This is a genomic window from Streptomyces sp. NPDC003035 (assembly GCF_042888285.1).
In the GTDB taxonomy this organism is placed as follows: domain Bacteria; phylum Actinomycetota; class Actinomycetes; order Streptomycetales; family Streptomycetaceae; genus Streptomyces.
Genome location: NZ_JBIAPJ010000006.1, coordinates 275,921 through 300,335, shown reverse-complemented (window position 1 = coordinate 300,335; position 24,415 = coordinate 275,921). Strand labels below are relative to the sequence as shown.

Annotated in this window: 22 protein-coding genes and 4 pseudogenes; 17 read left to right on the top strand and 9 right to left on the bottom strand. The window is 70.9% G+C overall.

Annotation, left to right across the window (positions count from 1 at the left end):
• Positions 1 to 64: 64 nt before the first annotated feature.
• The gene (locus tag ACFYV5_RS21200; protein ID WP_355112145.1) at positions 65 to 973 is read right to left on the bottom strand and encodes a sugar phosphate isomerase/epimerase; all 909 of its coding nucleotides are present in this window, start codon (positions 971 to 973) and stop codon (positions 65 to 67) included.
• A gap of 138 nt (positions 974 to 1,111) precedes the next feature.
• Here ACFYV5_RS21200 and iolC point away from each other — a divergent pair, with 138 nt between their 5' ends.
• The 8 genes and pseudogenes from iolC (at position 1,112) to ACFYV5_RS21160 (ending at position 9,265) form a co-directional block, all read left to right on the top strand.
• Positions 1,112 to 2,107, top strand: a complete 996-nt coding sequence (gene iolC, locus ACFYV5_RS21195) for a 5-dehydro-2-deoxygluconokinase (protein WP_355112143.1) — start codon at positions 1,112 to 1,114, stop codon at positions 2,105 to 2,107.
• A 245-nt stretch (positions 2,108 to 2,352) separates the two neighbouring features.
• Entirely contained in the window at positions 2,353 to 3,351 is a 999-nt protein-coding gene (locus tag ACFYV5_RS21190) for a deoxyribose-phosphate aldolase (RefSeq protein WP_389171095.1), read from the top strand.
• On the top strand, positions 3,348 to 4,154 hold the full coding sequence (gene iolB, locus ACFYV5_RS21185) for a 5-deoxy-glucuronate isomerase (protein WP_355112141.1): 807 nt from the start codon (positions 3,348 to 3,350) through the stop codon (positions 4,152 to 4,154). The genes ACFYV5_RS21190 and iolB overlap by 4 nt, the downstream gene beginning before the upstream one ends.
• The gene (gene iolD / locus ACFYV5_RS21180; protein ID WP_389170557.1) at positions 4,151 to 6,019 is read left to right on the top strand and encodes a 3D-(3,5/4)-trihydroxycyclohexane-1,2-dione acylhydrolase (decyclizing); all 1,869 of its coding nucleotides are present in this window, start codon (positions 4,151 to 4,153) and stop codon (positions 6,017 to 6,019) included. The genes iolB and iolD overlap by 4 nt, the downstream gene beginning before the upstream one ends.
• Positions 6,020 to 6,033: 14 nt before the next feature.
• A complete protein-coding gene (gene mmsA / locus ACFYV5_RS21175) occupies positions 6,034 to 7,545 on the top strand; it encodes a CoA-acylating methylmalonate-semialdehyde dehydrogenase (RefSeq protein WP_355112137.1) in 1,512 nt (503 codons plus the stop codon).
• A 174-nt stretch (positions 7,546 to 7,719) separates the two neighbouring features.
• A pseudogene (locus ACFYV5_RS21170) lies at positions 7,720 to 7,910 on the top strand (hypothetical protein).
• Complete coding sequence (locus ACFYV5_RS21165; protein ID WP_389170553.1) at positions 7,897 to 8,418, top strand: DUF6879 family protein; 522 nt, start codon at positions 7,897 to 7,899, stop codon at positions 8,416 to 8,418. The pseudogene ACFYV5_RS21170 and the gene ACFYV5_RS21165 overlap by 14 nt, the downstream one beginning before the upstream one ends.
• Positions 8,419 to 8,466: 48 nt before the next feature.
• Positions 8,467 to 9,265: pseudogene (locus ACFYV5_RS21160) on the top strand (IS5 family transposase).
• 130 nt (positions 9,266 to 9,395) lie between these two features.
• Here ACFYV5_RS21160 and ACFYV5_RS21155 read toward each other — a convergent pair.
• Positions 9,396 to 9,770 carry a DUF6086 family protein gene (locus ACFYV5_RS21155; protein ID WP_355110812.1) on the bottom strand — a complete coding sequence of 125 codons (375 nt, stop codon included), beginning with the start codon at positions 9,768 to 9,770 and terminating at the stop codon, positions 9,396 to 9,398.
• Positions 9,771 to 9,788: 18 nt separating this feature from the next.
• Here ACFYV5_RS21155 and ACFYV5_RS21150 point away from each other — a divergent pair.
• Positions 9,789 to 10,154 (top strand): annotated as a pseudogene (locus ACFYV5_RS21150) (transposase); the annotation flags it as partial.
• 52 nt (positions 10,155 to 10,206) lie between these two features.
• Here the strand turns inward: ACFYV5_RS21150 and ACFYV5_RS21145 are convergent.
• Positions 10,207 to 10,596, bottom strand: coding sequence for an ATP-binding protein (locus tag ACFYV5_RS21145; protein WP_389170550.1), 390 nt, complete (start codon positions 10,594 to 10,596; stop codon positions 10,207 to 10,209).
• A complete protein-coding gene (locus tag ACFYV5_RS21140; RefSeq protein WP_389170547.1) occupies positions 10,596 to 10,889 on the bottom strand; it encodes a hypothetical protein in 294 nt (97 codons plus the stop codon). Before ACFYV5_RS21140 ends, ACFYV5_RS21145 begins: the two co-directional genes overlap by 1 nt.
• 252 nt (positions 10,890 to 11,141) lie before the next feature.
• Between ACFYV5_RS21140 and ACFYV5_RS21135 the strand changes: the two genes are divergently transcribed.
• The 3 genes and pseudogenes from ACFYV5_RS21135 to ACFYV5_RS21125 all read left to right on the top strand — a co-directional run.
• Positions 11,142 to 12,020 carry a helix-turn-helix transcriptional regulator gene (locus ACFYV5_RS21135; RefSeq protein WP_389170544.1) on the top strand — a complete coding sequence of 293 codons (879 nt, stop codon included), beginning with the start codon at positions 11,142 to 11,144 and terminating at the stop codon, positions 12,018 to 12,020.
• Positions 12,017 to 12,217: a DUF397 domain-containing protein gene (locus ACFYV5_RS21130; protein ID WP_389170541.1), complete on the top strand. Its 201-nt coding sequence runs from the start codon at positions 12,017 to 12,019 to the stop codon at positions 12,215 to 12,217. Before ACFYV5_RS21135 ends, ACFYV5_RS21130 begins: the two co-directional genes overlap by 4 nt.
• Before the next feature lie 67 nt (positions 12,218 to 12,284).
• Positions 12,285 to 12,437: pseudogene (locus ACFYV5_RS21125) on the top strand (DUF4291 family protein); the annotation flags it as partial.
• 90 nt (positions 12,438 to 12,527) lie between these two features.
• Here ACFYV5_RS21125 and ACFYV5_RS21120 read toward each other — a convergent pair.
• Positions 12,528 to 14,405: a hypothetical protein gene (locus ACFYV5_RS21120; RefSeq protein ID WP_389170538.1), complete on the bottom strand. Its 1,878-nt coding sequence runs from the start codon at positions 14,403 to 14,405 to the stop codon at positions 12,528 to 12,530.
• Positions 14,406 to 14,983: 578 nt separating this feature from the next.
• Here ACFYV5_RS21120 and ACFYV5_RS21115 point away from each other — a divergent pair.
• Positions 14,984 to 15,520: a DUF4291 domain-containing protein gene (locus ACFYV5_RS21115; RefSeq protein WP_389171092.1), complete on the top strand. Its 537-nt coding sequence runs from the start codon at positions 14,984 to 14,986 to the stop codon at positions 15,518 to 15,520.
• A gap of 6 nt (positions 15,521 to 15,526) precedes the next feature.
• Here ACFYV5_RS21115 and ACFYV5_RS21110 read toward each other — a convergent pair whose 3' ends face one another.
• The 3 genes from ACFYV5_RS21110 to ACFYV5_RS21100 form a co-directional block, all read right to left on the bottom strand.
• Complete coding sequence (locus ACFYV5_RS21110; protein WP_389170536.1) at positions 15,527 to 15,874, bottom strand: hypothetical protein; 348 nt, start codon at positions 15,872 to 15,874, stop codon at positions 15,527 to 15,529.
• Positions 15,875 to 15,983: 109 nt separating this feature from the next.
• Positions 15,984 to 17,162 carry a S8 family serine peptidase gene (locus tag ACFYV5_RS21105; RefSeq protein WP_389170533.1) on the bottom strand — a complete coding sequence of 393 codons (1,179 nt, stop codon included), beginning with the start codon at positions 17,160 to 17,162 and terminating at the stop codon, positions 15,984 to 15,986.
• A gap of 109 nt (positions 17,163 to 17,271) precedes the next feature.
• Positions 17,272 to 17,697 carry a GNAT family N-acetyltransferase gene (locus ACFYV5_RS21100; protein WP_355112129.1) on the bottom strand — a complete coding sequence of 142 codons (426 nt, stop codon included), beginning with the start codon at positions 17,695 to 17,697 and terminating at the stop codon, positions 17,272 to 17,274.
• Between the two features lie 133 nt (positions 17,698 to 17,830).
• Between ACFYV5_RS21100 and ACFYV5_RS21095 the strand changes: the two genes are divergently transcribed.
• Complete coding sequence (locus tag ACFYV5_RS21095; protein WP_389170529.1) at positions 17,831 to 20,533, top strand: alpha/beta fold hydrolase; 2,703 nt, start codon at positions 17,831 to 17,833, stop codon at positions 20,531 to 20,533.
• A complete protein-coding gene (locus ACFYV5_RS21090; protein WP_389170526.1) occupies positions 20,530 to 21,396 on the top strand; it encodes an ABC transporter permease in 867 nt (288 codons plus the stop codon). Before ACFYV5_RS21095 ends, ACFYV5_RS21090 begins: the two co-directional genes overlap by 4 nt.
• 32 nt (positions 21,397 to 21,428) lie before the next feature.
• Here ACFYV5_RS21090 and ACFYV5_RS21085 read toward each other — a convergent pair whose 3' ends face one another.
• Positions 21,429 to 22,139 carry a DNA-binding response regulator gene (locus ACFYV5_RS21085; RefSeq protein ID WP_389170523.1) on the bottom strand — a complete coding sequence of 237 codons (711 nt, stop codon included), beginning with the start codon at positions 22,137 to 22,139 and terminating at the stop codon, positions 21,429 to 21,431.
• 80 nt (positions 22,140 to 22,219) lie between these two features.
• Between ACFYV5_RS21085 and ACFYV5_RS21080 the strand changes: the two genes are divergently transcribed.
• Both ACFYV5_RS21080 and ACFYV5_RS21075 read left to right on the top strand, forming a co-directional pair.
• Positions 22,220 to 23,896, top strand: coding sequence for a von Willebrand factor type A domain-containing protein (locus ACFYV5_RS21080; protein WP_389170520.1), 1,677 nt, complete (start codon positions 22,220 to 22,222; stop codon positions 23,894 to 23,896).
• 47 nt (positions 23,897 to 23,943) lie between these two features.
• The gene (locus ACFYV5_RS21075) at positions 23,944 to 24,411 is read left to right on the top strand and encodes an anthrone oxygenase family protein (RefSeq protein WP_355112120.1); all 468 of its coding nucleotides are present in this window, start codon (positions 23,944 to 23,946) and stop codon (positions 24,409 to 24,411) included.
• The last annotated feature ends 4 nt before the right edge of the window (positions 24,412 to 24,415 follow it).

Below are 24,415 nucleotides of genomic sequence, written 5' to 3'. Positions count from 1 at the left end.
TGACATAAGTGACGCACGATCAGGGGGGTTCCGATCGGCGGGTCCCGACGCCTACGGGGAATGCTCAGGCCCCGCAGGAGCGCAGGAAGCGGCGGGTGCGGACGGCGATCGGATAGGGCTTGTCGGGATCGCACGGGTACATGTCCTGCTCGACGATGGCGAACAGCTCCACGTCCAGGGCCTGAGCCGCCGTCAGGACCGGCTCCAGGGCGGGCACCCCGGACGGCGGCTCGCACATCACGCCCCGCGCCACGGCCGGACCGAAGGGCACCTCGTCCGCGACCACCCCGGCCAGGACCTCCGGATCGACCTGCTTGAGATGCAGATAGCCGATCCGTTCGCCGTACGTCTCGATCAGCTTGACGCTGTCGCCGCCGCAGTACGCGTAGTGCCCGGTGTCCAGACAGAGCGAGACCAGGTCGGGATCGGTGGCGTCCAGGAAGCGGGCCACGTTCTCCTCGCTGTCGACATGGGTGTCCGCGTGCGGATGGACGACGATCCGCAGGCCGTAGCGCTCCCGGACCTCACGGCCCAACCGCTCGGTCAGACCGGTCAGATCACGCCACTGTGCGGGGCTGAGCGTGCGGTCCTCCAGGACCTCACCGGTCTTGTCGTCCCGCCAGAAGGAGGGGATGACGACCAGGTGTTCCGCGCCCATCGCCTGGGCCAGGGCCGCGTTGTCGGCGACATGGGCCCAGGTCCTGTCCCACACGGCGGGGCCGTGGTGCAGTCCGGTGAAGACCGTCCCGGCCGAGACGCGCAGGCCCCGGCGGCCGGTCTCCTCGGCCAGGACCGCGGGGTCGGTGGGCAGATAGCCGTACGGGCCGAGTTCGATCCACGCGTACCCGGCGCCGGCGACCTCGTCGAGGAAGCGCTGCCAGGGGACCTGCCGGGGATCGTCGGCGAACCAGACGCCCCAGGAGTCCGGGGCGGAGCCGATGCGGATACGGGACAGAGGCGACGGCTGCGTCATGAAGGCCACCTTGGCCGCGCCCCGAAGGACACGTCAAGACGCTCGTCCGAATGTAAGGACATAGCGTTGACAGGGTTCGGCGCCGACGGATAGACCTGGGTGCGGGGCCGAGGTGTGCCGAGGCGAGAGGTGACGCGTATGGAGTCGGAGCCGTACGAGCTGATCACGATGGGGCGTCTCGGCGTGGACCTGTACCCCCTTCAGATCGGCGTCCCGCTCGCCCGGGTGGAGACCTTCGGGAAGTTCCTGGGCGGCTCGCCCGCGAACGTGGCGGTGGCGGCGGCCCGGCTCGGCCGGCGGACGGCGCTCCTGAGCCGCACCGGAGCGGACCCTTTCGGCGCGTATCTGCACGAGGAGCTCCGGGGGTTCGGCGTCGACGACCGGTGGGTGACGCCCGTCGAGGAGTACCCGACACCGGTCACGTTCTGCGAGATCTTTCCGCCGGACGACTTCCCGATCCACTTCTACCGCCGGCCCAAGGCCCCCGACCTGGAGATCCACCCGCACGAGCTGGACCTCGCGGCGATCCGGTCGGCGCGGGCGTTCTGGGTGACGGGGACGGGGCTGAGCGTCGAGCCCAGCCGGACGTCGACGCTGGACGCGCTGCGGGAACGGAGCGAGCGGGAGGAGCGGGGCGGGGGCGGCGTGACCGTCCTGGACCTGGACTGGCGGCCCGCGCTCTGGCCCGCACCGGACGAGGCCGGGCCGCTGTACCGGGAGGCCCTGAGCCGGGTGACGGTCGCCGTCGGCAACCTCGACGAGTGCGAGATCGCGACCGGTGAGCGCGAGCCGTACGCCGCCGCACGCGCCCTGCTCGCCGCCGGGGTCCGGCTCGCGGTCGTCAAGCAGGGGCCCAAGGGCGTCCTCGCGATGACCGCCGACGGCGAGAGCGCGGAGGCGCCGCCGCTGCCCGTCGAGGTGGTCAACGGCCTCGGGGCGGGCGACGCGTTCGGCGGGGCGCTGTGCCACGGGCTGCTCGCCGGCTGGGACCTCGACCGTACGATCCGCTGGGCCAACGCGGCGGGCGCCATCGTCGCGGGCCGCCTCGCCTGCTCCCCGGCGATGCCGTACGCGGACGAGATCGAGCGGGCCCTCATGACCGGCACCGGCTCGATCCCGGAGCGCACCCCATGACCCCCCGCCCCGCCGACACCTGGCGCACCCGCGCGGCCCACCGCCGGGCAGGCGGCCCGCGCCCGCCGGCGCGGCACCTCGCCCCGGAGCCGACTCCGCCGCCATCGGGCGCCGCCACCGAGCCGGCACCCGGCGCCCCGCCCCCGCTCGGGCCGGAACGCTCGGCACCGCCCGCGCGGCCGGGGGGCTCGGCACCGTCCGATCCGGAGCGCCCCACACCGCCCCCCGACCCCGACCCCGACCCGATGCGTCGCGCCGCGCACCCCGCGCCGCCGTGGCCGGGCCGACGGACCGTGGGCGGTGCGGGCGCCAGGGGGGTCGAGGGCGTCGACGTCGAGCGGATCGTCGCTCTTCGGGCGCATCATCCCGAGGCCGTCGCCGAGGCCGCGGCGCGGCGGCGGACGCGGGCGCTGTTCCAGGAGCGGGACCGGCTGCTGATCGTCGCCGCCGACCACCCGGCCCGTGGGGCGCTGGGCGTCGGAGACCGGCCGTACGCCATGGCCGACCGGGGCGATCTGCTCGGGCGGCTCCGTCTCGCGCTCTCGCGGCCCGGGGTCGACGGGGTCCTCGCCTCCGCCGACATCCTCGACGACCTGCTCCTCCTCGGCGCCCTCGACGACCGGCTCGCCGTCGGCTCCATGAACCGCGGCGGGCTCGCCGGCGCGTCGTTCGAGCTCGACGACCGGTTCACCGGCCACCGCCCCCAGGACCTCGCCCGGCTCGGTTTCGACGCCGGCAAGCTCCTCCTGCGGATCGACCCCGACGACCCCGGCTCCCTCTCCACCCTCCACTCCGCCGCCCGCGCCGTCGACGAGATGGGCGGCCTGCGGCTGCCCCTCTTCGTCGAACCCTTCCTCTGCCGCCGCGACCGCGAGGGACGCCTGCACCACGACCTCTCCGCCGAGGCCGTGATCACCTCCCTCGCCGTCGCCTCCGGCCTCGGCGGCACCTCCGCCTACACCTGGCTCAAGGTCCCGGTCACCGACCGCCCCGAGGACATGGCCCGCGTCATGGAGACCACGACCCTCCCCGCCGTCCTGCTCGGCGGCGACCCCGGCCCCGGCCCGGACGCCCAGGAGATCGCGTACGAGAAGTGGCGCGGCGCCCTGCGCCTGCCCACCGTCCGCGGCCTCGTCGTCGGGCGTTCGCTGCTCTATCCGCCCGACGGGGATGTGGCCGGAGCGGTCGATACCGCTGCGAGCCTGCTGCGGGACGCGGTAGGAAGGGGTACGCACCTCCCATGAGCTCTCTCCATCTGCCCGCCGGGACCGCGGCCCGTGGGCCGTACGCCCTCCACATCGACCCCGACCGGGCCGGCTGGAGGTACTCCGCCCTGCGCGTCCTCGCACTCGGCCCGGGAGACACCCACCTCCTGGACACCGGGGACAGCGAGTGGATCGTGCTTCCGCTCACCGGCGGCTGTACGGTGCACGTCGACGGACGGGATCTCCAACTCCTGGGTCGCGAAAGCGTGTTCGGCGGAGTGACCGACTTCGCGTACGTGCCCCGCGACGCCCGGGTCCAGATCGCCTCCGGTGCGGGAGGCCGCTTCGCTTTGGCAGGAGCGAAGTGCGAGCGACGACTCCCCGCTCGCTACGGCCCCGCGCCGGAGGTACCCGTCGAGGCCCGCGGCAGCGGCAACCAGGCCCGGCAGGTGCGCAACTTCGCCTCCGCCGACGCCTTCGACTGCGACCGGCTGATCGCCGTCGAGGTGATCACCCCGGGCGGCAACTGGTCCTCCTACCCGCCCCACAAGCACGACGAGCACCGCCCCGGCGCCGAGTCCGTGCTGGAGGAGATCTACTACTACGAGATCCAGCGGGCCGGTCTCGGCTACCAGCGGATCTCGCCCTCCCGGCCCGGCGGCGCCGATCTCCTCGCGGAGGTCCGCACCGGTGACGCCGTCCTCGTGCCCGACGGCTGGCACGGACCGTCCATCGCCCAGCCGTCCCACGCCATGTACTACCTGAACGTGATGGCGGGACCAGGACCGGAGCGAGAGTGGAAGATCTGCTTCCACCCCGACCACACGGAGGGATACCGATGACCCGGCTGACGGTCGCCCAGGCGCTCGTACGCTTCCTCGCCGTCCAGTACACCGAACGCGACGGCATGCGGCAGCGGCTGGTCTCCGCGACCTGGGGCATCTTCGGCCACGGGAACGTGGCCGGTATCGGCCAGGCGCTCGTCGAGTACGCCGACGACGCCACGCACGCCATGCCGTACCACCAGGGACGCAACGAACAGGCCATGGTGCACGCGGCCGTCGGCTACGCGCGCCAGTCGAACCGGCTCTCCGCCCACGCCGTCACCACCTCCATCGGCCCCGGCGCCACCAACCTGGTCACCGGCGCCGCCCTCGCCACGATCAACCACCTGCCCGTCCTCCTCCTGCCCGGGGACACCTTCGCGACCCGCCCGGCCGACCCCGTGCTCCAGCAGCTCGAAGTCCCGTACGCGGGCGACGTGTCCGTCAACGACTGCCTGCGGCCCGTCTCGCGGTACTTCGACCGGATCACTCGCCCCGAGGCGCTGATCCCCGCCGCCCTCGCCGCCATGCGGGTCCTTGCCGATCCCGTCGAGACCGGGGCGGTCACCCTCGCCCTGCCCCAGGACGTGCAGGCGGAGGCGTACGACTGGCCGGAGGAGTTCTTCGCCGAGCGGACCTGGACGGTCAGACGGCAGCGACCCGACACCGGCGAACTCGACGCGGCGGTCCGGGCGATCAGGGCCTCCGTCCGCCCCCTGATCGTCGCGGGCGGAGGCGTGAAGTACAGCGGGGCCGAGGACGCGCTCCGCACGCTCGCCGAACGGGCCCGCATCCCCGTCGCCTCCACCCAGGCCGGCAAGGGAGTCCTTCCGTACGACCACTCCTGCGACGTCGGCGGCATCGGCCACACGGGCACGGCCACCGCCGACGCGCTCGCCGCCGCCAGCGATCTGGTCATCGGCGTCGGCACCCGCTACACCGACTTCACCACCGCCTCGGGCACCCTCTTCCCCGAGGGCGTCCGGTTCGTGAACCTGAACATCGCCGGGTTCGACGCCCACAAACTGGGCGCGCTTCCGCTCGTCGCCGACGCCCGCGAGGGCCTCACGGCGCTGACGGAGGCGCTGGACGGACACCGCACGGACAACCTGTCCTGGACGTTCTCCAAGGACGCCTGGCAGGAACGGGTCGACGCCGCCTATGCCGTACGCGACGAGGACGCCCGCCCCACCCAGTCGCAACTCCTCGGCGTACTCGACACTCTGGTCGACGAGGACGACATCCTGATCAACGCGGCCGGATCCCTCCCCGGCGACCTCCACAAGCTCTGGCGGCCCCGCTCCTCGGACCAGTACCACGTCGAATACGGGTACTCCTGCATGGGCTACGAGATCCCGGCGGCGATCGGGGTCGCGCTCGCCGCACCCGGGCGGCCGGTCTGGGCGCTCGTCGGAGACGGTACGTATCTGATGAATCCCACCGAGATCGTCACGGCCGTGCAGGAGGGACTGCCCCTGAAGGTGGTCATCCTGCAGAACCACGGATACGCCTCCATCGGCGGGCTCTCCGAGTCCGTGGGAGCGGAGCGCTACGGCACCGCCTACCGCTTCCGGGCCGCCGACGGCAGCTTCACCGGAGCGCCGCTCCCCGTCGACCTGGCCGCCAACGCGGCCTCGCTCGGGATGCGGGTGCTGACCGCCCGTACCGTACGTGACCTGCGAGAAGCCCTCGCCGAGGCGCGCACGTCGACCGTCCCCACATGTGTCTATGTCGAGACCGAAACGGCAGACACAGTGTCGGGCGCGCCCCCCGCGCAGGCGTGGTGGGATGTGCCTGTGGCCGAGACCTCGACCCGCGCGTCGGCGGTCAAGGCCCGGGAGGAGTACGACCGGCACGTCACCGCCCGACGCCGCCATCTCTGAAGGAGCATTTCGGCATGACGAACACCGAGAAGACTGTCCACCACTGGATCGGTGGCAAGACCGTCGAGGGCACGTCGGGCAACTGGGGCCCGGTCACCGACCCGGCCACCGGTGCCGTGACCACGCGGGTGGCCCTGGCCTCGGTCGAGGAGGTCGACGCGGCCGTCGCCGCGGCGAAGACCGCGTTCGAAACGTGGGGGACGGCGTCGCTCGCCCAGCGCACCACGATCATGTTCAAGTTCCGCGCGCTGCTCGACGCCAACCGCGACGCGATCGCCGAGCTGATCACCGCCGAGCACGGCAAGGTCCACTCGGACGCGCTGGGCGAGGTCGCCCGCGGTCTGGAGATCGTCGACCTGGCCTGCGGCATCACCACCCAGCTCAAGGGCGAGCTGTCGACCCAGGTGTCGAACCGGGTGGACGTGGCCGCGATCCGCCAGCCGGTGGGCGTCGTCGCCGGCATCACGCCGTTCAACTTCCCGGCCATGGTGCCGATGTGGATGTTCCCGATCGCCCTCGCGTGCGGCAACACCTTCATCCTCAAGCCGAGCGAGAAGGACCCCTCCGCCTCGTTGAAGATCGCCGAGCTGCTCGCCGAGGCGGGGCTGCCGGACGGTGTCTTCAACGTCCTGCACGGCGACAAGGTGGCCGTCGACCGGCTCCTGGAGCACCCGGACGTCTCGGCGATCTCCTTCGTCGGCTCGACCCCGATCGCCCGCCACATCCACGCCACCGCCTCCGCCAAGGGCAAGCGGGTGCAGGCGCTCGGCGGTGCCAAGAACCACATGCTGGTGCTGCCGGACGCGGACCTGGACGCGGCGGCGGACGCGGCGGTCTCGGCGGCGTACGGTTCGGCCGGCGAGCGCTGCATGGCGATCTCGGCGGTCGTCGCGGTCGGCTCCATCGCGGACGAGCTGGTGGAGAAGATCCGCGAGCGCGCCGAGAAGATCAAGATCGGCCCCGGCAACGACCCGGCCTCCGAGATGGGCCCGCTCATCACGGCCGTCCACCGCGACAAGGTCGCCTCGTACGTGAAGGGCGCGGCCGACGAGGGCTGCGAGGTCGTGCTCGACGGCACCGGCTACACCGTCGAGGGGTACGAGAACGGCCACTGGATCGGGCTCTCGCTCCTGGACCGGGTGCCGACCACGGCGAAGGCGTACCAGGACGAGATCTTCGGCCCGGTGCTGTGCGTGCTGCGCACGGAGACGTACGAGGAGGGCGTCGCCCTCATCAACGCCTCGCCGTTCGGCAACGGCACCGCGATCTTCACCCGCGACGGCGGCGCGGCCCGCCGCTTCCAGCTGGAGGTCCAGGCGGGCATGGTCGGCGTGAACGTCCCGATCCCGGTGCCGGTGGGCTACCACTCGTTCGGTGGCTGGAAGGACTCGCTCTTCGGCGACCACCACGTCTACGGCAACGACGGCATCCACTTCTACACCCGCGGCAAGGTCGTCACCACCCGCTGGCCGGACCCGTCCGAGACCCCGGCGGGCGTGGACCTGGGCTTCCCCCGTAACCACTGACGCGCCCCCCCGTGGCGCAGCCCCCGGCCAACCCTCACCGGCCGGGGGTTCGTGCTGTCCGCCCGATTTCCTGTTCCCTCAACCGTGATCCCTTGACCCTCCTGCCGCGGCCTCGGGAGCATCGAACGTGGCACGGAGGCTCGAGCACCGCCAGGGAGAGGGGACTTGATCACCATGCAGGTGACCAAGCTGGTCAGCACGTGCGATCTCAAGGACTGCCCAACGCTCTACGCAACCGACCGGGGGACGTTCCTTGTGCAGGGGGAGACGCCGACGGATCACGGTCTCGACATTCCGCTCACGAAACGCTCGTAGAGATCCCCATGGACCTGATCAAGAGGGCTATCGCCGATGGCCTCGTCTAGGACCCTCGGAGACCTCTTCGACTCGTTTCAGCGTGAGGCGTTCCGTCTGGAGACGCTGGACGACTACAGCCGGTCCGGGAACGTGGATGCCTTTCGAGCATTCCAGGAGGGCCGGCCGCAGCCGGACGACTACAACGCCGAGTGGGTGGCGGAGTTGCGATCCCACACCAGCCGGGGCAAGCGTGTGTACCGCGTTCATGTCCTCGCCCGGCCACTCACGGAATACCTCCGCTTCGAACTCGGCTGGGGCTACCGGAAGAACATGACCGGCGGGGAGGAGTTCTTCGTCCTCGATACGACCGACGCCCCCAACCCGCTCGAAGACGTACCGGATTTCTGGCTCTTCGACGGGACGGACACAGCCGTCATGGCCTACGACGAGCGGGGCGCATTCCAAGGGGCGAAGCTGTTGCAGGCCGCCGAGGCGGAGCGATTCGTCAGCTACCGGGAAACGGCACTCGCTCACGCCGAGCCGTTCACGGACTGGTGGGCGAAGTACGGAGAGTGAAGACGTCATCTCATTTGGCGAGTCGGTAATCTGTCGGTCGTGGTGGGGATTGTTGAGCGGCTGGTGCCGGACGAGTTGTGGGAGCTGTTTCAGCAAGTGGTGCCTGAGGCTCCTTCCCGGCCTCAGGGTGGCGGCCCACGTCGGCATGGTGACCGGGAAGTGCTGGCCGCGATCGTGTTCGTGGCCACGTCGGGCTGCACGTGGCAGCAGTTGCCGTCCGCGTCGTTCGGGCCGTCGGGAGCGACGGCCCACCGGCGTTTCTCGGAGTGGACGAAGGCCCGGGTGTGGGCCAAGCTCTACCGCCTGGTCCTCGACGAGCTCGGCTCCCGGGGCGAGCTGGACTGGTCCCGCTGCGCGATCGACTCGGTGAACATGCGGGCGACGAAAAGGGGGACCTGACGGGTCCGAATCCTGTCGACCGAGGCAAGTACGGCTCAAAGATCCACCTGATCACCGAGCGGACCGGTCTGCCCATCTCTGTCGGGATCTCGGCGGCGAACCTGCACGACAGCCAGGCACTCATCCCACTGGTGAAGGGCATACCGCCGATCCGGTCCCGCCGCGGGCGCAGGCGGCGCAAGCCGGAAAAACTCCACGGCGACAAGGGCTACGACTACTCCCACCCGCGACGCTGGTTACGCGAGCGCAGCATCACCCACCGCATCGCCCGCAAGGGCGCGAGTCCTCCCAGCGGCTGGGCCGTCACCGCTGGACCATCGAACGCACCATGGCCTGGCTCGCCGGCTGCCGACGACTCCACCGCCGCTATGAGCGCAAAGCCGACCACTTCCTCGCCTGCACCAGCAACGCCTGCACCCTCATCTGCTACCGCAGACTCGCCACATGAGATGACTTCTTCATACTCCTGCGCATCGGTGAGGGAGACGGCGATTGCTCCTCGGTGCCTCCTTGAACGCGAGCCGGCCGGTCCCGTGGGTGCGGAACCGGCCGTTCTCACGCCAGCGCGTGGGGTTTTTTCAGAAGTCCGTCCACATGGCGCGCATGTAGGCGCCGTGGTCATCCAGGAGTCCGTACTCCTCCTCTGGGATCCGCGTGATCGATCCGCCGCCGTTCTCCAGCATCACGATGGAGGACAGCAACAGGCCGTGGAGGAGTCCGTGCAGGACGAAGTTGTTGGTGTTGAAGTACCGGTCGTACAGCTTCTGAGTGAACCGCTGGAAAAGGGCCAGGTCCACCTCGCTGCCGCCCAGGCGCTCGGAGTAGGTCAACCCTGTGGGCACCTCCAGCAGGGCGCCGGTCTCGGCGGCGAGAGCGGCGTAGGTCTGCCCCACCCCCATCCCCGGATCCCAGATGATCTTCGATCCTTCGATGCTCCGGAACGGGTAACTCATCAGCTCCACCTCGTCTGGATCGGGATCTCCGGATACTTTCACAACAGTCAGGCCCTGATCCCGCTGGTGAAGGGAATACCCCCGATCCGTTCACGCCGCGGTCGACCCCGACGCAAGCCCGGCAAGCTCCATGCCGACAAGGGCTACGACTATCGCCACCTGCGGCAATGGCTCTCCGGCCGAGGCATCCGCCACCGCATCGCCCGCAAAGGCATCGAATCCTCGCAGCGACTCCGACGACACCGGTGGACCATCGAACGCACCATGGCCTGGCTCGCCGGGTGGCGCCGGCTCCACCGACGCTACGAACGCAAAGCCGACCACTTCCTCGCCTTCACCAGCATCGCCTGCACCCTCATCTGCTACCGCAGACTCACCAAATGAGATGACTTCTAAGGAGCCCCGGCCGGAAGGACCGGGGCTCCGACGACGGTTGTCAGGCGGACAGTTCGGCCCAGACGAACTTGCCAGGGCCCGACCGCTCGGAGACGCCCCACCGCTCCGAAAGCGTGTCCACGAGCGGAAGCCCCCAGCCTCCGCAGGCGTCGGAATCAGGCAGTGCCATCAACGGCCGTCGCTCCGAGGCGTCGTGGACCTCTACGCGCAGTCCATCGGGGGTGTGGAGGAAGCGCGTCTCGATCACCCTGCCCGGCACACGTCCGTGCCGGACCGCGTTGGTGAGCAGCTCCGAGAGCACGAGCGACGCCGCGTCTTCGATGTGGCTCAGCCCCCAGTCCTTCAGGGCCTTGCGCAATTCCCCTCGGGCCAGCGGGACGCTCCTCGCTCCCCGCTCCCAGCGCCGTACGATCAGGCTGGCCTCTTCCATCAGGCCACCTCCACGCCGTGGATCAGACGCGGGCCCACATCCACGCCGTGCACGGCCAGCCACAGTGCCCGCCGCCTCTGGCGCTGCAACCGGGCCTGTTCCCGCTCCTCATGAGCCAGCAGGTACGGGCGCACGAGCCGACTGTCCTCACCCCGCAGCAGCGGCGAAGTGGGGCGTGTGGTGATGGTCAGCGGCGTGGGCCGCGGAGAGCGGGCACACCGCCGACGACGTCCCGACGGCGGCAGTAACAGCCGCAACAACAGTCCGGTAAGGCGGACGATAGGGTTACTCATGTTGACGCTCCTCTGAAGCGTTGGCCACGCCCCCGGACCGGTCGCACGGTCGCGGGGGCACTTGCTTTCTGGCCTGACTGGACATCAAGGTGCCGCCGCTACACACGGGATGGTGAGCGGCGCGTCACGCAATCACGCTAAGGGTGATCGACTGGCTACCGCAAGTAGCTCTTTCGCAAATTTGCGAACGGGCGAACTGGCTCGCGCTCGCCTGAAGGCGGCACACTGGAGGCCGCGTTGAGAGGAGACAGCATGCCCGCAGGTGGGAGGCCGACCGTACGCAGTCGGCGGCTCGGCTCCGCACTGAAGCGCCTTCGTGAGGCTGCTGGTGTCGATCAATCTGTAGCCGCCGACGCCATCATGAAGTCGGTGACCAAGGTGAGTCGGCTTGAGAGCGGGCAAGTCTCCGCCTCTGCTCTTGAGGTGAGGACTCTCCTGGATTGCTACGGGGTCCGGGATGAGGGAGAGCGGAGCCGGCTGGAGGATCTGGCCCGCGCGAGCACCCGGCGAGGTTGGTGGCTCGACTACCAGGACACCCTGAGGCCGGACTACGCGGATCACATCACGCTGGAGAGCGACTCGACGTACATCCGTTCCTGGGAACCCTCTCTCATTCCAGGACTGTTGCAGACGCCGGAGTATGCCGAGTCGGTGATTTCCGCAGGGCCCATGTTCATCGCCCCCGAGCGCATCACCGAGTTGGTCAAGGTTCGCCAGGAACGTCAGCGGAGGCTCGAAGAGGGTGGGGTGCACTTCACGGCTGTCATCTGGGAGCCCGCGATTGTCTCACTCGTCCATGACCCGGCCGTCAGTGCCGGTCAGCTCCATCGACTGCTCGACGCCGGTCGGCGCCAGAACGTGACCGTGCAGATCCTCCCGGCGGCGGCGAGCAGAACTGCAGGGATGTCGGGCGCGTTCGTGGCGTTCTCCTTCGGGGTGGAGCCCCGCGTGGAGGCCGTGACCGTGCGGACGGTCGCCCGTGCCACGGTCGTGGAGGACCCCGAGGATCTCGCCGTCTACGTCAACGTATTCGATCAACTACGCTCAGCGGCGCTGTCCCCCGACGAGAGCGCGGAGCGTATTCGGCAGCTCCTCGGTGATGTGTCGCATCGCATGGAAGAGGCAAAGTGATACCTGAGATCGTCACCGCATTTCGCAAGTCGTCCTTCTCCGACCAGCAGGGCGACTGTCTCGAAGTGGCGCGGACAGCCCACGACGGAAGCGCCGTGCGTGACAGCAAGGCGCGGGACGGGCTGTGCCTCTTCTTCGAGCGCGACGCCTGGCTGTCGTTCGTCGGGGCCGTGAAGGACGGGGCTCCGCGACGGTAGGGCGACCACTGTTCCGCCGCGTAAAAACGACTGGCCCGTACGGCGCACGGAGGCGCAGGCTGGGGGCATGTCCGCCGTTCCGCCGAAGTATCAGATCCGCGCCCTGCACACCGAGTCGACGGTGACCGTGTACCAGGCGTACGACCCGTCCATCGGCCTTCCCGCCGCCCGCGACGGGCGTTTTCCGGCCGCGTGGAAGCGGGATCGGATGACCTGGATCTTCTCTGCACCGCCGCCACCGGGCAGCCGAGTTCAAAGGTTCCTCACCGCTGCCGATGAATCTCCGACTCAGGTCACTGGGGCCTGACCCTCACTCCGCAGTCAGGAGCTCTTCGATTGTGCCGCGCTCTGGATGGTGCGGGTCGCGGCCCGCCAGCCGCCGGTACAGCCGCTGCCAGGCCCCTTCGTCCGTCGCCGGCAGGTGCCTACGGACCAAGGCCGTGAGCTTCTCCACCGCTTCCCCGATCTGCGCAGGAGCGTCCGATCGGCACCGGGCGTCGCCGAGGTGGCGCAGCACGCACGGGCCCTGACCCACGCGCCGCAGAAGGTCCTCGGGGGTTATGAGGCCCTCCGTGAGCAGATCATCGAGTTGCCCGGTCGCTTTCTCCTGATCGGCGCTGTAGCCCAGCCCGGCCCGCAGCGTACTCTCGTCCCGGATCCAGTTCCCCGAGTAGGAGCGGTGCCTGCGGTAGTCGCGGCGTATCGCGTCGATGTGACGGGCCGCGACGTCGGGCGGTGTGCCGGGACGGTTGACCATCTGTGGCCAGTACCGGAACGGCTCACGGGTGTGCTCTGCTTCCAGGTGGTTCCAGTCGGTGTTCGGAAAAAGCTCCATCAACCGGTCGGCGGCATCCGCGCCGGCCTGTGGGCCGAGGCGGCGCAGGCGCGAGGCGAGCTTCTGTGTGGTCAGCTCCTTGTCCACCCGGGTGCGCAGCGCCGCAAGCGGGTCGGCGGCGGTCAGCGCCTTCTCGCAGATGCGGGTGACCGCCGGGCTCACGAGCCCGGTGGCAAGCAATGCCGACAACCGGTCCGGTCCCCCGTGCCGCAGCAGGTTGAGGCAGCCTGTCAGTTGCTCCGGCATTTTGAACTTCGACCGGTGGGTGCTGGCGAACGCCGCTTCGATGAGTTCCGGCTCGACGGCGTGGAGGCAGTCGGGGAGCGCACTCCACGGGATGCGGTCGACGAGCGGTGCGAGCGGCACCGACGGGTCGGTGAGGGCTTCGCGGCGTTCCTCGGCACAGACGTAGAAGTGAAGGCCCAGGACGGCGAGGTGGATCTCTGGATCGCCGCATGCCAGGAGCCGCAGCGCGGTGCCCCGGGTCAGGTCGATACCGCGGGCGATCACCAGCAGGGCTTCACGGTTCCGGCTGCGCAGGAGATGCTCTAGGACTGCTCTGGGTGTGCCGCGGCGTATTGCAACGACGTACTGCGCCAGCAGAGTGCCCGTGCCGGGCGACAGTTCAGGCATCAGGGCGTCCAAGACATCGGCGTCGCACCGCAGCAGCAGCTCGCCCGTCGGCCACCACCACCGAGCGTGGAACAGCTGGTCCTCGATTTTCCGGCCCGTCGGTTTGCGGTCCGGCAGCAGACGGGCGGGGGCGACCGCCACTGTGTCCTGGGACCGTTGCACCAGCGCAGGCCAGCTGAGCAGTGTGTCCGGGCCTTCGCCGCCGGGCCGGCAGAGGGAGTCAACCGTGGTGAGCAGCTTGAGCCAGGCCGTCGGGTTTGTTCCCAGTGAGGTCGTGAGGTGCGTCCGAAGATGCCGTTCGAAGGCGCGGCATGCCCGGCTGTGGTCGGAATGCATGCGCATCGGCATCGTCCAACGTGCCGGGTACGCTTCGATGACGTCCGATGCCGTGAGCGTCCCGGCCTCGTAGGCCGCCGACAGTCGGCGGACGTGGGCCGAGCGGCGGTAAGGGGCGAGTTGGCCGGCCGCCACGTCGCGCCGCAACTGCTCGAGTGCCTCGACCCCGTCGGCCGGAGGAGTCGGGTGGGGCGCTTGGGCGTCCGTCGGCAGGTCGCAGCGGCGCCATGCCTCGGCCAGCCACTCGGGGCGGCCGACGGACCGGGGGTACCGGTCCGGATGCGTACGCCCCAGAAAGCGCACGACCTCGGCATCGGTGGGCAGCGGAGGGGCGCCCTCGTTCTGTTCAGCCGCCAGGCGACGCAGGAGGTCGACTGCGGCCACCGCCGCCCTGTGGACCTCCTCGTACGGTGCGTCGTACGAACGGGCTCCCATGACGTGCCTCCCCCAATGGTTGTTCTCCGGATCAAGAACAGTGCACCACGGAGGTCTGACAGCGAGGTGGCCGGACCGTACGAGACGTGCGCCGAACTGCTCACCAAGCGGCAGTTCGGGACCCAAGCCACCGTCAGAGATACCGGCCGAGGCTTCCCATGTCACCACGGCTCCCGGTGACGTGGTCATCAATGGTCACGGCCCCTGCGCCGGACACAGTCATTCATTGGCGGCTGTGTTGAGCACGTCGCTTGGCAGCGGACGGCGACCCCGTCTACCTCGTCTGACGTGCCCGGCGGCTGGCCGGTACGCCACCGGATCCACTTCGTCAGTCCGCACACCCCGAACGACGAGGCCCCCGCTGGCGGCCTTGAGCGACGATACGGCCGCATTCCGCGGACACCGTGCTGCCGGCTTCCGCGCTCCTGATCACCCGCCTTCGAGCTGTGGCCTGCGAGGTAGCCGCGGGTGGTGCGGATGCCGAGATGTCCGAACCCAGCCGTGCCGCGCCCGTCCATCAGATCTTGATGAATCGAAGAGCCTCATGCACAGCCGAACGCTCTTCAACCACGGCCTGCAGGTCGGGCCATGGCCCTCGTCGGTGCAGTCAACTGACCAAGCCCTCGTTCCTGTGGATGATGTACCGCTGCGGGTGGGGGCTGAAGGAGGGGCAGCAGACCGTCCTCGCCGTCGAGATCACCCGCGAGGGGTTCGAATGGGCGCTGCGGAACGCCTGCCTCTCGCACTACGTGCGCGGATGTCATGCCGATCAGGCCGCCTGGAAGCGGGAGTTGCGGCAGGCACAGGCGCGGGTGCAGTGGGATCCCGAGCGGGATCTGCGGCTCGGTGCGCTGCCGTACCGGTCGCTTCAGCTCGGTCTCGCGGGGGAGGCGGCCCGGCGGTACGCGGACGAATGGACCGTCGGGGTACGGGATGTCACGCCGCTCGCCCACGAGATCCACGCGCTGGTGCGGGCCGGCCGACTGGACGAGGCCGAGGCGCGGCTGCCCGAGGAGCGGCCGTACCCGGCCGGTGCCGAGGTCCTCGGGCAGTTGGTGGCATAGGCGTGGTCAGATCCCGGGTCCGTAACCCGGGTCCGGGTGCTGGCGGGGTGTCCACCACTCGGTGAGTCCCCACGTCCCGAGTGCGATCGCGGCCAAGGCCGCGAGTGCCGCAGCCCAGGGGCGGCGCACCTGTCTCATGGCCGTGGACCAGGCGACGAGCGGGATCAGCGCACCGCCGAGCAGGATGAGTGGCAGGTCGACGAAGATCACGCTCAGGTCGCGGGCGTGGCCTTCGAATCCTCCGTCGATACTGAACACCGCCCGTGGCGCCCAGACGACCAGCCCGGTCGCCGTACCGAGGCCGGTGAGGAGATACCTGGCGCCCGTGGTCCGTCCTGGAGTGTTTTCGCTCATGCCCTCGATGGACGTGGTGGCGGGGCACACGGTTGCCGGGCGGGACCGCCATGTCGACGACCGGCGCCTACGCGCCGTCGACGACATGGCGGACGTTGCCCGATCCGGCCTAGAAGAGCGAGTACAGCAGCTTGTTCGGGGAGCCCGTCCGGGCGTCCTGGACCTTGCCGCTCGTGGCGTTGTTCACCAGCGCGTCGCGGACCTGGGCCGGGGTGGCCGTCGGGTTCGCCGCGAGGTAGAGGGCGGCCACGCCCGCCGTGTGCGGGGTCGCCATCGAGGTGCCCGAGATGGTGTTGGTCGCCGCGTCGTTGTCCTTCCACGCCGAGGTCACCGAGACGCCCGGCGCGAAGAGGTCGAGGCAGGTGCCGTAGTTGGAGAAGGACGCCCGCTTGTCGGCGGAGTCCGTCGCGCCGACGGTGATCGCCTCGGGGACGCGCGCCGGCGAGTAGTTGCACGCGTTCACGGGGATGCCGATGAGGATGCCGTTGCCCGCCGCGACCGAGTAGCTCACGCCCGAGGCGATCGAGCGCTTCACCGCGTCGTCCAGGGACTGGTTCGCGCTGCCGCCCAGGCTCATGTTCGCGACGGCCGGCTTGACCGCGTTGGTCGTCACCCAGTCCACGCCGGCGATGACCCCGGCGGTCGTCCCCGAGCCGTCACAGCCCAGGACCCGTACCGCCACCAGCTTCGCGCCCTTGGCGACCCCGTACTTGGTGCCGCCGACCGTGCCCGCCACGTGCGTGCCGTGGCCCTGGCAGTCCTGGCCGTTCTGGCCGTCGCCGATCGTGTCCGTGCCGACCCTCGCCCGGCCGCCGAACTCGCTGTGCGAGGTGCGGATGCCGGTGTCGATGATGTACGCGGTGACGTTCGTCGCGGTCGTGTTGTACGTGTACGTGGTCGACAGTGGCAGATTCCGCTGGTCGATCCGGTCGAGGCCCCACGTCGCGCCGGGCTGCGTCTCGGCCATGCGGACGGTCGTGTTCTGCTCGACGTACGCCACCCGCGGGTCGGCGGCCAGCGCCGCGGCCTTCGCCTGGGACATCGAGGTCGAGAAGCCCTTGAGGACCGAACGGTAGACGTGCTGCGGGGTGACGCCCAGGTCGGCGGCGTCGGCCGAGCCGTCCTTGAGGACGACGATCCAGCTGTTCTCGACGGCGAGGGAGGCCGGGGCGAGGCGGAGGTCCCCGACGGGGGCGCTCTGGGCGGCGGGGGAGACGGCGAACTGCAGGCCGGCGGCGAGCGCGAGGACGGGGACGAGCGCTCCGACGCGGCGGGATATTCGGGTCATGTGGTGGGGCACCTGAACCTTTCGTTGTCCGGGTTACCGGCAGGTACGGGCGGTTGGTGCCACAGGGTCTCGCGCTGACATGTGTCGTACAAGAGTGCGTCGGGTCCCCTCACCGGTCCTTCACGTCGAACTCCCACGTCAGCATGGTGAACACACCGTCGTCCCCTGCCCCCGCCGACCGGTAGGTCGCGAGCGCCGGCTCGTTGTCCGTGTCCACGCCGACCCACGCGTCGTAGCAACCGCGCTCCCGCGCCTCGGCCAGCAACGCCTCCGTCAGCGCCCGCCCGACGCCCCGCCGCCGGTACCCCTCGTCCACCGACAGCTCGTACAGGCACATCTCCACGCCCTTGTCCGGGTGGAGCATCTCGATCCCGGACACCAGGCCCGCCGGGAACCCGTCCTCCGCGTACGCGATCAGCATCAGATGCCCGGGAGCGGCCAGGAACCGCTCCGCCCAGGCGGCGCGCGGCCGGCTGTCGTAGAGATGCTCCGCGGCCATCAGCTCGGCCACCGTCGTCGCTCGCCTGATCCTCATCCCCGGCCCCTCGCCTCGCGTCGCGCGTACCGCGCCTGGTGTACGGGACGGTACGGCGTACGACTCCAGGAGGCCCGCGATTTCCGCCCCCAGGCAGCCGTGCCTCACAGGTCTCCCGCCTAGGCTCGGGGACATGCAGCTCCGACTTCCCCGGTGGGCCGCGGTCACCGCCGCCCTCGCCGTGCTCGCGGGCGCCGGCACCTGGACCGCCGTCGCCACGGACGAACCGCCGCCCGTACACCGCGCGGACCGGGTGCTCGACATGCCCGGGGCGCGGATCGACACCTCCTACTACACCGCGGGGAGCGACGGCCGACGGCCGGCCGTCCTGCTCGGGCACGGCTTCGGCGGCTCCAAGGACGACGTCCGCGCCCAGGCCGAGCGGCTCGCCCGGGACGGATACGCCGTCCTGACCTGGTCGGCCCGCGGCTTCGGCGCCTCCACCGGGCAGATCGGACTCAACGACCCCGACCACGAGGTCAAGGACGTCCAGCGGCTCATCGACTGGCTCGCCCAGCGCCCCGAGGTCCGGCTCGACAAGGACGGCGACCCGCGCGTCGGCGTCACCGGCGTCTCCTACGGCGGCGCGGCCTCGCTGCTCGCCGCCGGGTACGACACCAGGGTCGACGCGATCGCCCCGCAGATCACCTACTGGAACCTCGCCGACGCCCTCTTCCCGAACGGCGTCTTCAAGAAGCTCTGGGCCGGCCTCTTCTTCTCCGCCGGCGCCCAGCCCGGCGCGACCGGCAACCAGCCCGGCGCGACCGGCGACCGACCCGGGGCGACTGCCCCGCAGCCCGGCGCCACCGGTTCCTGCGGTCGCTTCACGCCCGAGCTCTGCTCCCTCTACCAGCGCGTCGCCGTCTCCGGACAGCCCGACGCCGCGGCCCGCGCACTCCTCGAAGCGCGCAGCCCCTCCGCGGTCGGAGACCGGATCAAGGTCCCGGCCCTGATCGTCCAGGGACAGACCGACTCCCTCTTCCCGCTCGCCCACGCCGACGCCATGGCGAAGGCGATCGGTGCCAACGGCGCGCCCGTCGCCGTCGACTGGATAGCGGGCGGACACGACGGCGGCAACCGCGAGACCGAACGCGTCGAGGCCCGGATCAGCGCCTGGTTCGACCGCCACCTCAAGCAGGACACGAGCGCCGACACCGGACCCGCGTTCCGCGTCAGCCGCGCCGGGGGAGTCGACTCCACCGACGGGCAGGCACAGCTGCGCGGCGCGAGCTCCGACCGATACCCGGGGCTCTCCGCGGGCGACACGACCGTGAGCCTCGGCGCCGGGGTGCCGCAGACCTTCGCCAACCCCGCCGGAGCGAGCCCGCCCGCCATCTCCGCGGTCCCCGGCGTCGGCGGCGGGCTCTCCCAGCTCTCCTCCCTCGGCGTCGGCCTCTCCGTCGACTTCCCCGGCCAGCACGCCCGGTTCGAGGCCGAGCCGCAGACAGAGCCGGTACGGATCACCGGCTCGCCGACCGTCCGCGTCAAGGTCACCTCCGACAGCCCGGACGGCTCCGCCGTCCTCTTCGCCAAGGTCTACGACGTCGGCCCCGACGGACGTCAGCAGGTGCTGCCCGCCCAGCTGGTCGCCCCCGTCCGCGTCGAGGGCGCGCGGAAGGGCAGGAGCGTCGAGCTCGTACTGCCCGCGATCGACCATGAGGTCGAAGCCGGTCACCGGCTGCGGCTCGTGCTCTCCGCCACCGACCTCGGTTACGCCTCCCCGCCCGCACCGGCCACCTACACCGTCGCCGTGGAGAGCCCGCTGACCCTCCCCACCGCACCCGCCGTGAACACCCAGGCGACCGCGCTGCCCTGGTGGGTCTGGGGCCTGCCGCTCGCCGGAGCGCTGATCGCCGCCGCGCTGCTCCTCAGCTCCCGGCGCCGGACCGCGGCGCCCGCCCCGGACCCCGCACTCGCCGCCGTACCGCTGCAGATCACCGGGCTGACGAAGAAGTACGCCACGTCCTCCGATCGGTATGCCGTACGGGACCTCTCCTTCCGGGTCGAACAGGGGCAGGTCCTCGGGCTGCTCGGGCCCAACGGCGCGGGGAAGACCACCACGCTGCGGATGCTCATGGGCCTGATCACGCCCGACGACGGGGAGATCCGGGTCTTCGGCCAGGCCGTCCGGCCGGGCGCCCCGGTCCTCTCCCGGGTCGGCGCCTTCGTCGAGGGCGCGGGCTTCCTGCCTCACCTGTCCGGCCGGGACAACCTGGAGCTGTACTGGAAGGCCACCGGCCGCCCCGCCGAGGACGCGCACGTCGCCACGGCCCTGGAGATCGCCGGCCTCGGCGACGCCCTCGCCCGCGCCGTACGGACGTACTCGCAGGGCATGCGGCAGCGGCTCGCCATCGCCCAGGCCATGCTCGGGCTGCCGGACCTGCTGATCCTCGACGAACCGACCAACGGACTCGACCCGCCACAGATCCGCGAGATGCGGGACGTGATGATCCGGTACGCCGCCGAGGGCCGGACCGTCATCGTCTCCAGCCACCTCCTCTCGGAGGTCGAGCAGTCCTGCACCCATCTCGTGGTCATGGACCGCGGCCGGCTCGTACAGGCCGGTCCCGTCGGTGAGATCACCGGCGCGGGGGACGCCCTGCTCGTGACGCTCGGAGACACCGTCCCGGACCCGCTCGTGGACAAGATCGGCGCGCTGCCCGGGATCGGCTCGGTCGTCCGGACCGAGGGCGGACTCCTCGTCCGCCTCGACGGGGCCGACGCGACCGCGTTGATCGGCGAACTCGTGCGCCTGGACGTGCCCGTGACCGGTGTGGGTCCGCACCGGCGCCTGGAGGACGCGTTCCTGACCCTGATCGGAGGAGGATCCGCATGAGCAGGACCGCGGAACTGGTGGAGACCGCACCCGGCTACCGGGCGCGGCACACCCTGCCGCTGCGCGTCGAGGCCGTACGGCAGCTCAAGCGGCGCCGCACCCTGGTCATGGGAGCGGTCCTCGCCGCCCTGCCGTTCGTCCTGATCATCGCCTTCGCGATCGGCGGGTCCCCGGACGGCAGCGAGCGCGGCCGGATCACGCTGATGGACACGGCGACGGCGTCGGCGGCGAACTTCGCCGCGACCTGTCTCTTCGTCTCCGCCGGATTCCTCCTCGTGGTCCCGGTCGCCCTGTTCTGCGGGGACACCGTGGCCTCCGAGGCGAGCTGGTCCTCGCTGCGCTACCTGCTGGCCGCGCCCGTCCCCCGGGCCCGGCTGCTCTGGTCCAAGCTGGCCGTGGCGCTCGGGTTCAGCGCGGCGGCGATGGTGCTGCTGCCGCTGGTGGCGCTCGCCGCGGGCACGGTCGCCTACGGCTGGGGGCCCTTGCGGCTCCCCACCGGCGGGGCCCTGCCCGCCGCCGACACCGTGCCCCGGCTGGCCCTGGCGGTCGTGTTCATCTTCGTCTCCCAACTGGTCACCGCCGGACTGGCCTTCTGGCTCTCCACCCGGACCGACGCGCCGCTGGGCGCCGTCGGCGGGGCGGTCGGCCTGACGATCATCGGCAACGTCCTGGACGCGGTCACGGCGCTGGGATCCTGGCGCGACTTCCTGCCCGCGCACTGGCAGTTCGCCTGGGCGGACGCGCTCCAGCCACAGTTGGAGTGGGGCGGGATGGCCAAGGGCGCGGCGGTCTCGGTGACGTACGCGCTGATCCTCTTCGCGCTGGCCTTCCGGGGCTTCGCCCGCAAGGACATCGTGTCCTGAGGCCTGCTCCCGTGGCCCGTCCCTGAGGCGGGTCACAACCACCCCTTCCGAGCCGCTTCCGCGCCCGCGCGGAAGCGGCTCGTCGTGCCCAGCGCGTGCATCAGCTCCCCGACCCGGCGGCTGTAGGTCCGGCTCGACATGCCGAGACGGGCGGCGGCCGCCTCGTCCGTGAGACCGGAGAGGAGCGCGTCGAGCACCGGGCGGAGCTGGGCAGGAAGCTCACGCGGCGGAGCCGTGGCACCGGCCAGCTCCTCGCCCGCGTCCCAACTGGTGTGATGGGCGCGGACCAGGGCGTGCACGACGACCGGATCGCGGATCAGCAGCAGCCCGTTGTACAGCAGCTCCAGATCGAGCGGGACCGCCGCCACCGTACGGTCCACGACGATCATCTTGAAGGGGATCGAGTCCGTGAGGCGGGCCAGCCCCGGGCCCCGGACCGCGTCGGCCACCTGGGGCAGGGCATGACGCGGCACGATCCGTCTGACCTCGGGCGCCCGCTCCGTCGCGGCCCGCATGCACGCTCCTGCCAACTCCAGGAACGGCTCGGGGATCGCACGGCCGACCGAGGCGGCCGGGTCGTCGAAGGTCAGCAACTCGTGCCGCGTCGAGGCGGCAAGTCCGGCCAGCACCGCGCTGATCCGCCGCATCCCGCGGACGGGGCGGCCCGGCGGCCGCTGCGCCTCGAGTGCCGCCCGGTTCATCGCCGATCGCGCGAGCATCACGGAGCCCGCAGTCTCTGCCACCGCTGACCACCCCCGCCCGATCGGTGTGCCACTCCATGTACGCATGCGACTGCACACGGTGACAACCCCTGTTGAAAAGGATGGCGAGTCCATGCCATGGGGCACCGCTCGGGCCGCCGTTGCCGCATCGAGATCGATCCGCAACCCCTTCGTCTGCTCCTTCCGGCCTCCTCGGACGTCACATTCCACAAGTGCTCGACCACGAGGGGGATGACGTGAAGCGACGACACAGGGCGCGGCTCGCCGCCGGGATCCTGGCCGCCGGGCTGGTCCTGACGGGGTGTGGGGGCGACTCGAACGTCGAGCACGCCTCGGACCGGGGCGGTGGCGGCAACCACGCTCCGGACGCGCGCGGGCCGCGCACGGACCAGGACGGCGCCGCCGAGGGCGAGCAGCGGTCGCGGCCGCCCGCGGCCGACTGGCTCTCCACCTTCGCCCTGGACGTGGACACCGCCTCGTACGGCTACGCCCGCCGCACGCTCGCCGAGGGCCGGTTGCCCGACCCGACGTCCGTACGGCCCGAGGAGTTCGTCAACAGCTTCCGGCCGGACTACCCGCGGCCGAAGGGCGACGGGTTCAGTGTGACGATCGACGGGGCGCGGACCGGGGACGACGGCTGGTCGCTCGTCCGGGTCGGGCTCGCCACCGCCGCCGCGGAGCGCACGGGCGACCGTCCGCCCGCCGCCCTCACCTTCGTCGTGGACATCTCCGGATCCATGGCCGAGACCGGCCGGCTCGACCTGGTCAAGGAGTCCCTCGGCATGCTCACCGACGAGCTCCGCGACGACGACTCCGTCGCCCTGGTCACCTTCAGCGACGAGGCCGAGACCCGGCTCCCCATGACCAAGGTCAAGGGGCAGCGCGAGCGGATCCACGGCATCGTCGACGAGTTGGCGACGACCTCCTCCACCAACGTGGAGGCCGGCGTGCGCACCGGCTACGACGTCGCCGTCGAGGGACACCGCGAGGGCGCCACGAACCGGGTCGTCCTGCTCTCCGACGCCCTCGCCAACACCGGAGACACCGACGCCCGGTCGATTCTCGACCGGATCGACAAGGAGCGCAGGGCGTACGGGATCACCCTCTTCGGCGTCGGCGTCGGAAGCGACTACGGCGACGCGTTCATGGAGCGGCTCGCCGACAAGGGCGACGGGCACACCACGTACGTCTCCACCACCGAGCAGGCCCGCAAGGTCTTCGTCGAGCAGCTCCCCACCCACATCGAGCTGCGCGCCCGCGACGCCAAGGCACAGGTCGCCTTCGACCCGAAGACCGTCGAGCGGTTCCGGCTGATCGGCTACGAGAACCGGGAGGTCGCCGACGAGGACTTCCGCGACGACCGGGTCGACGGCGGCGAGGTGGGAGCCGGGCACACCGTGACCGCGCTGTACGCGGTGAAGACCCGGCCCGGACGCACCGGGCAGCTGGCGACCGCCACGGTCCGCTGGCTCGACCCGAAGAGCCGTGCCCCGCACGAGAACACGGGCAGCGTCGGTACGGGCGCGCTGACCTCCTCGCTCTGGGCGTCCGGCCATGACAGCCTGCAACTGACGGCCATCACCGCCTACTTCGCCGACCGGCTGCGGGGCGGTGACCTGCCGGGCGCGCCGGGGCTTCCGGAACTCGCGGAGCGCTCCGGGGCGATCGCGGAGCGCTCGGGTTCCCAGGTGGTCCGGGAGCTGACCGAGGCGATCCGGCAGGCGGACAGGCTGCTGCCCCGGGGCGGCGCGGAATCGGGCGATCCGTACGCCGGCTGATCCACAACCGCTGCGGGGTGGCCGTGGATCCCGTCATGATGGGGTCCATGGCCACCCTGCTGCTCGCCCTCGCCGTCGGTTCCACCGGCCTCTACGCCGGGTTCATGCTGATCTTCCTGACCGGGATCATGCCCGCCCTGGCCCGGCTCGGGGACGCGGAGTTCGTCGGCGCCATGCGGCGGATCAACGAGTACGTGCCCAAGCCGGTGTTCCTGATCGTGTTCCTGGGCGTCGCGGCCTTCCCGCTCGCCGCGTTCCTCGTGCCGGTCGACGGACGGTCGGACACCCAGACGTGGCTGGTCCTGGCCGGTCTCGTGTGCGCGGTGCTCAACCACCTGGTCACGATCGGCGGCAACATCCCGCTGAACAACGCGCTGGCCGCCTCGGAGCGGACGGGAGAGGCACCGTCCGCCGTCCGGGCGGCCTTCGAGCGGCGCTGGAACGGCTTCCACGCGGTCCGTACGGCGCTGATCACCGCCGCGTTCGGGCTGCTGATCGCCGCGACCCTGAACTGACGGT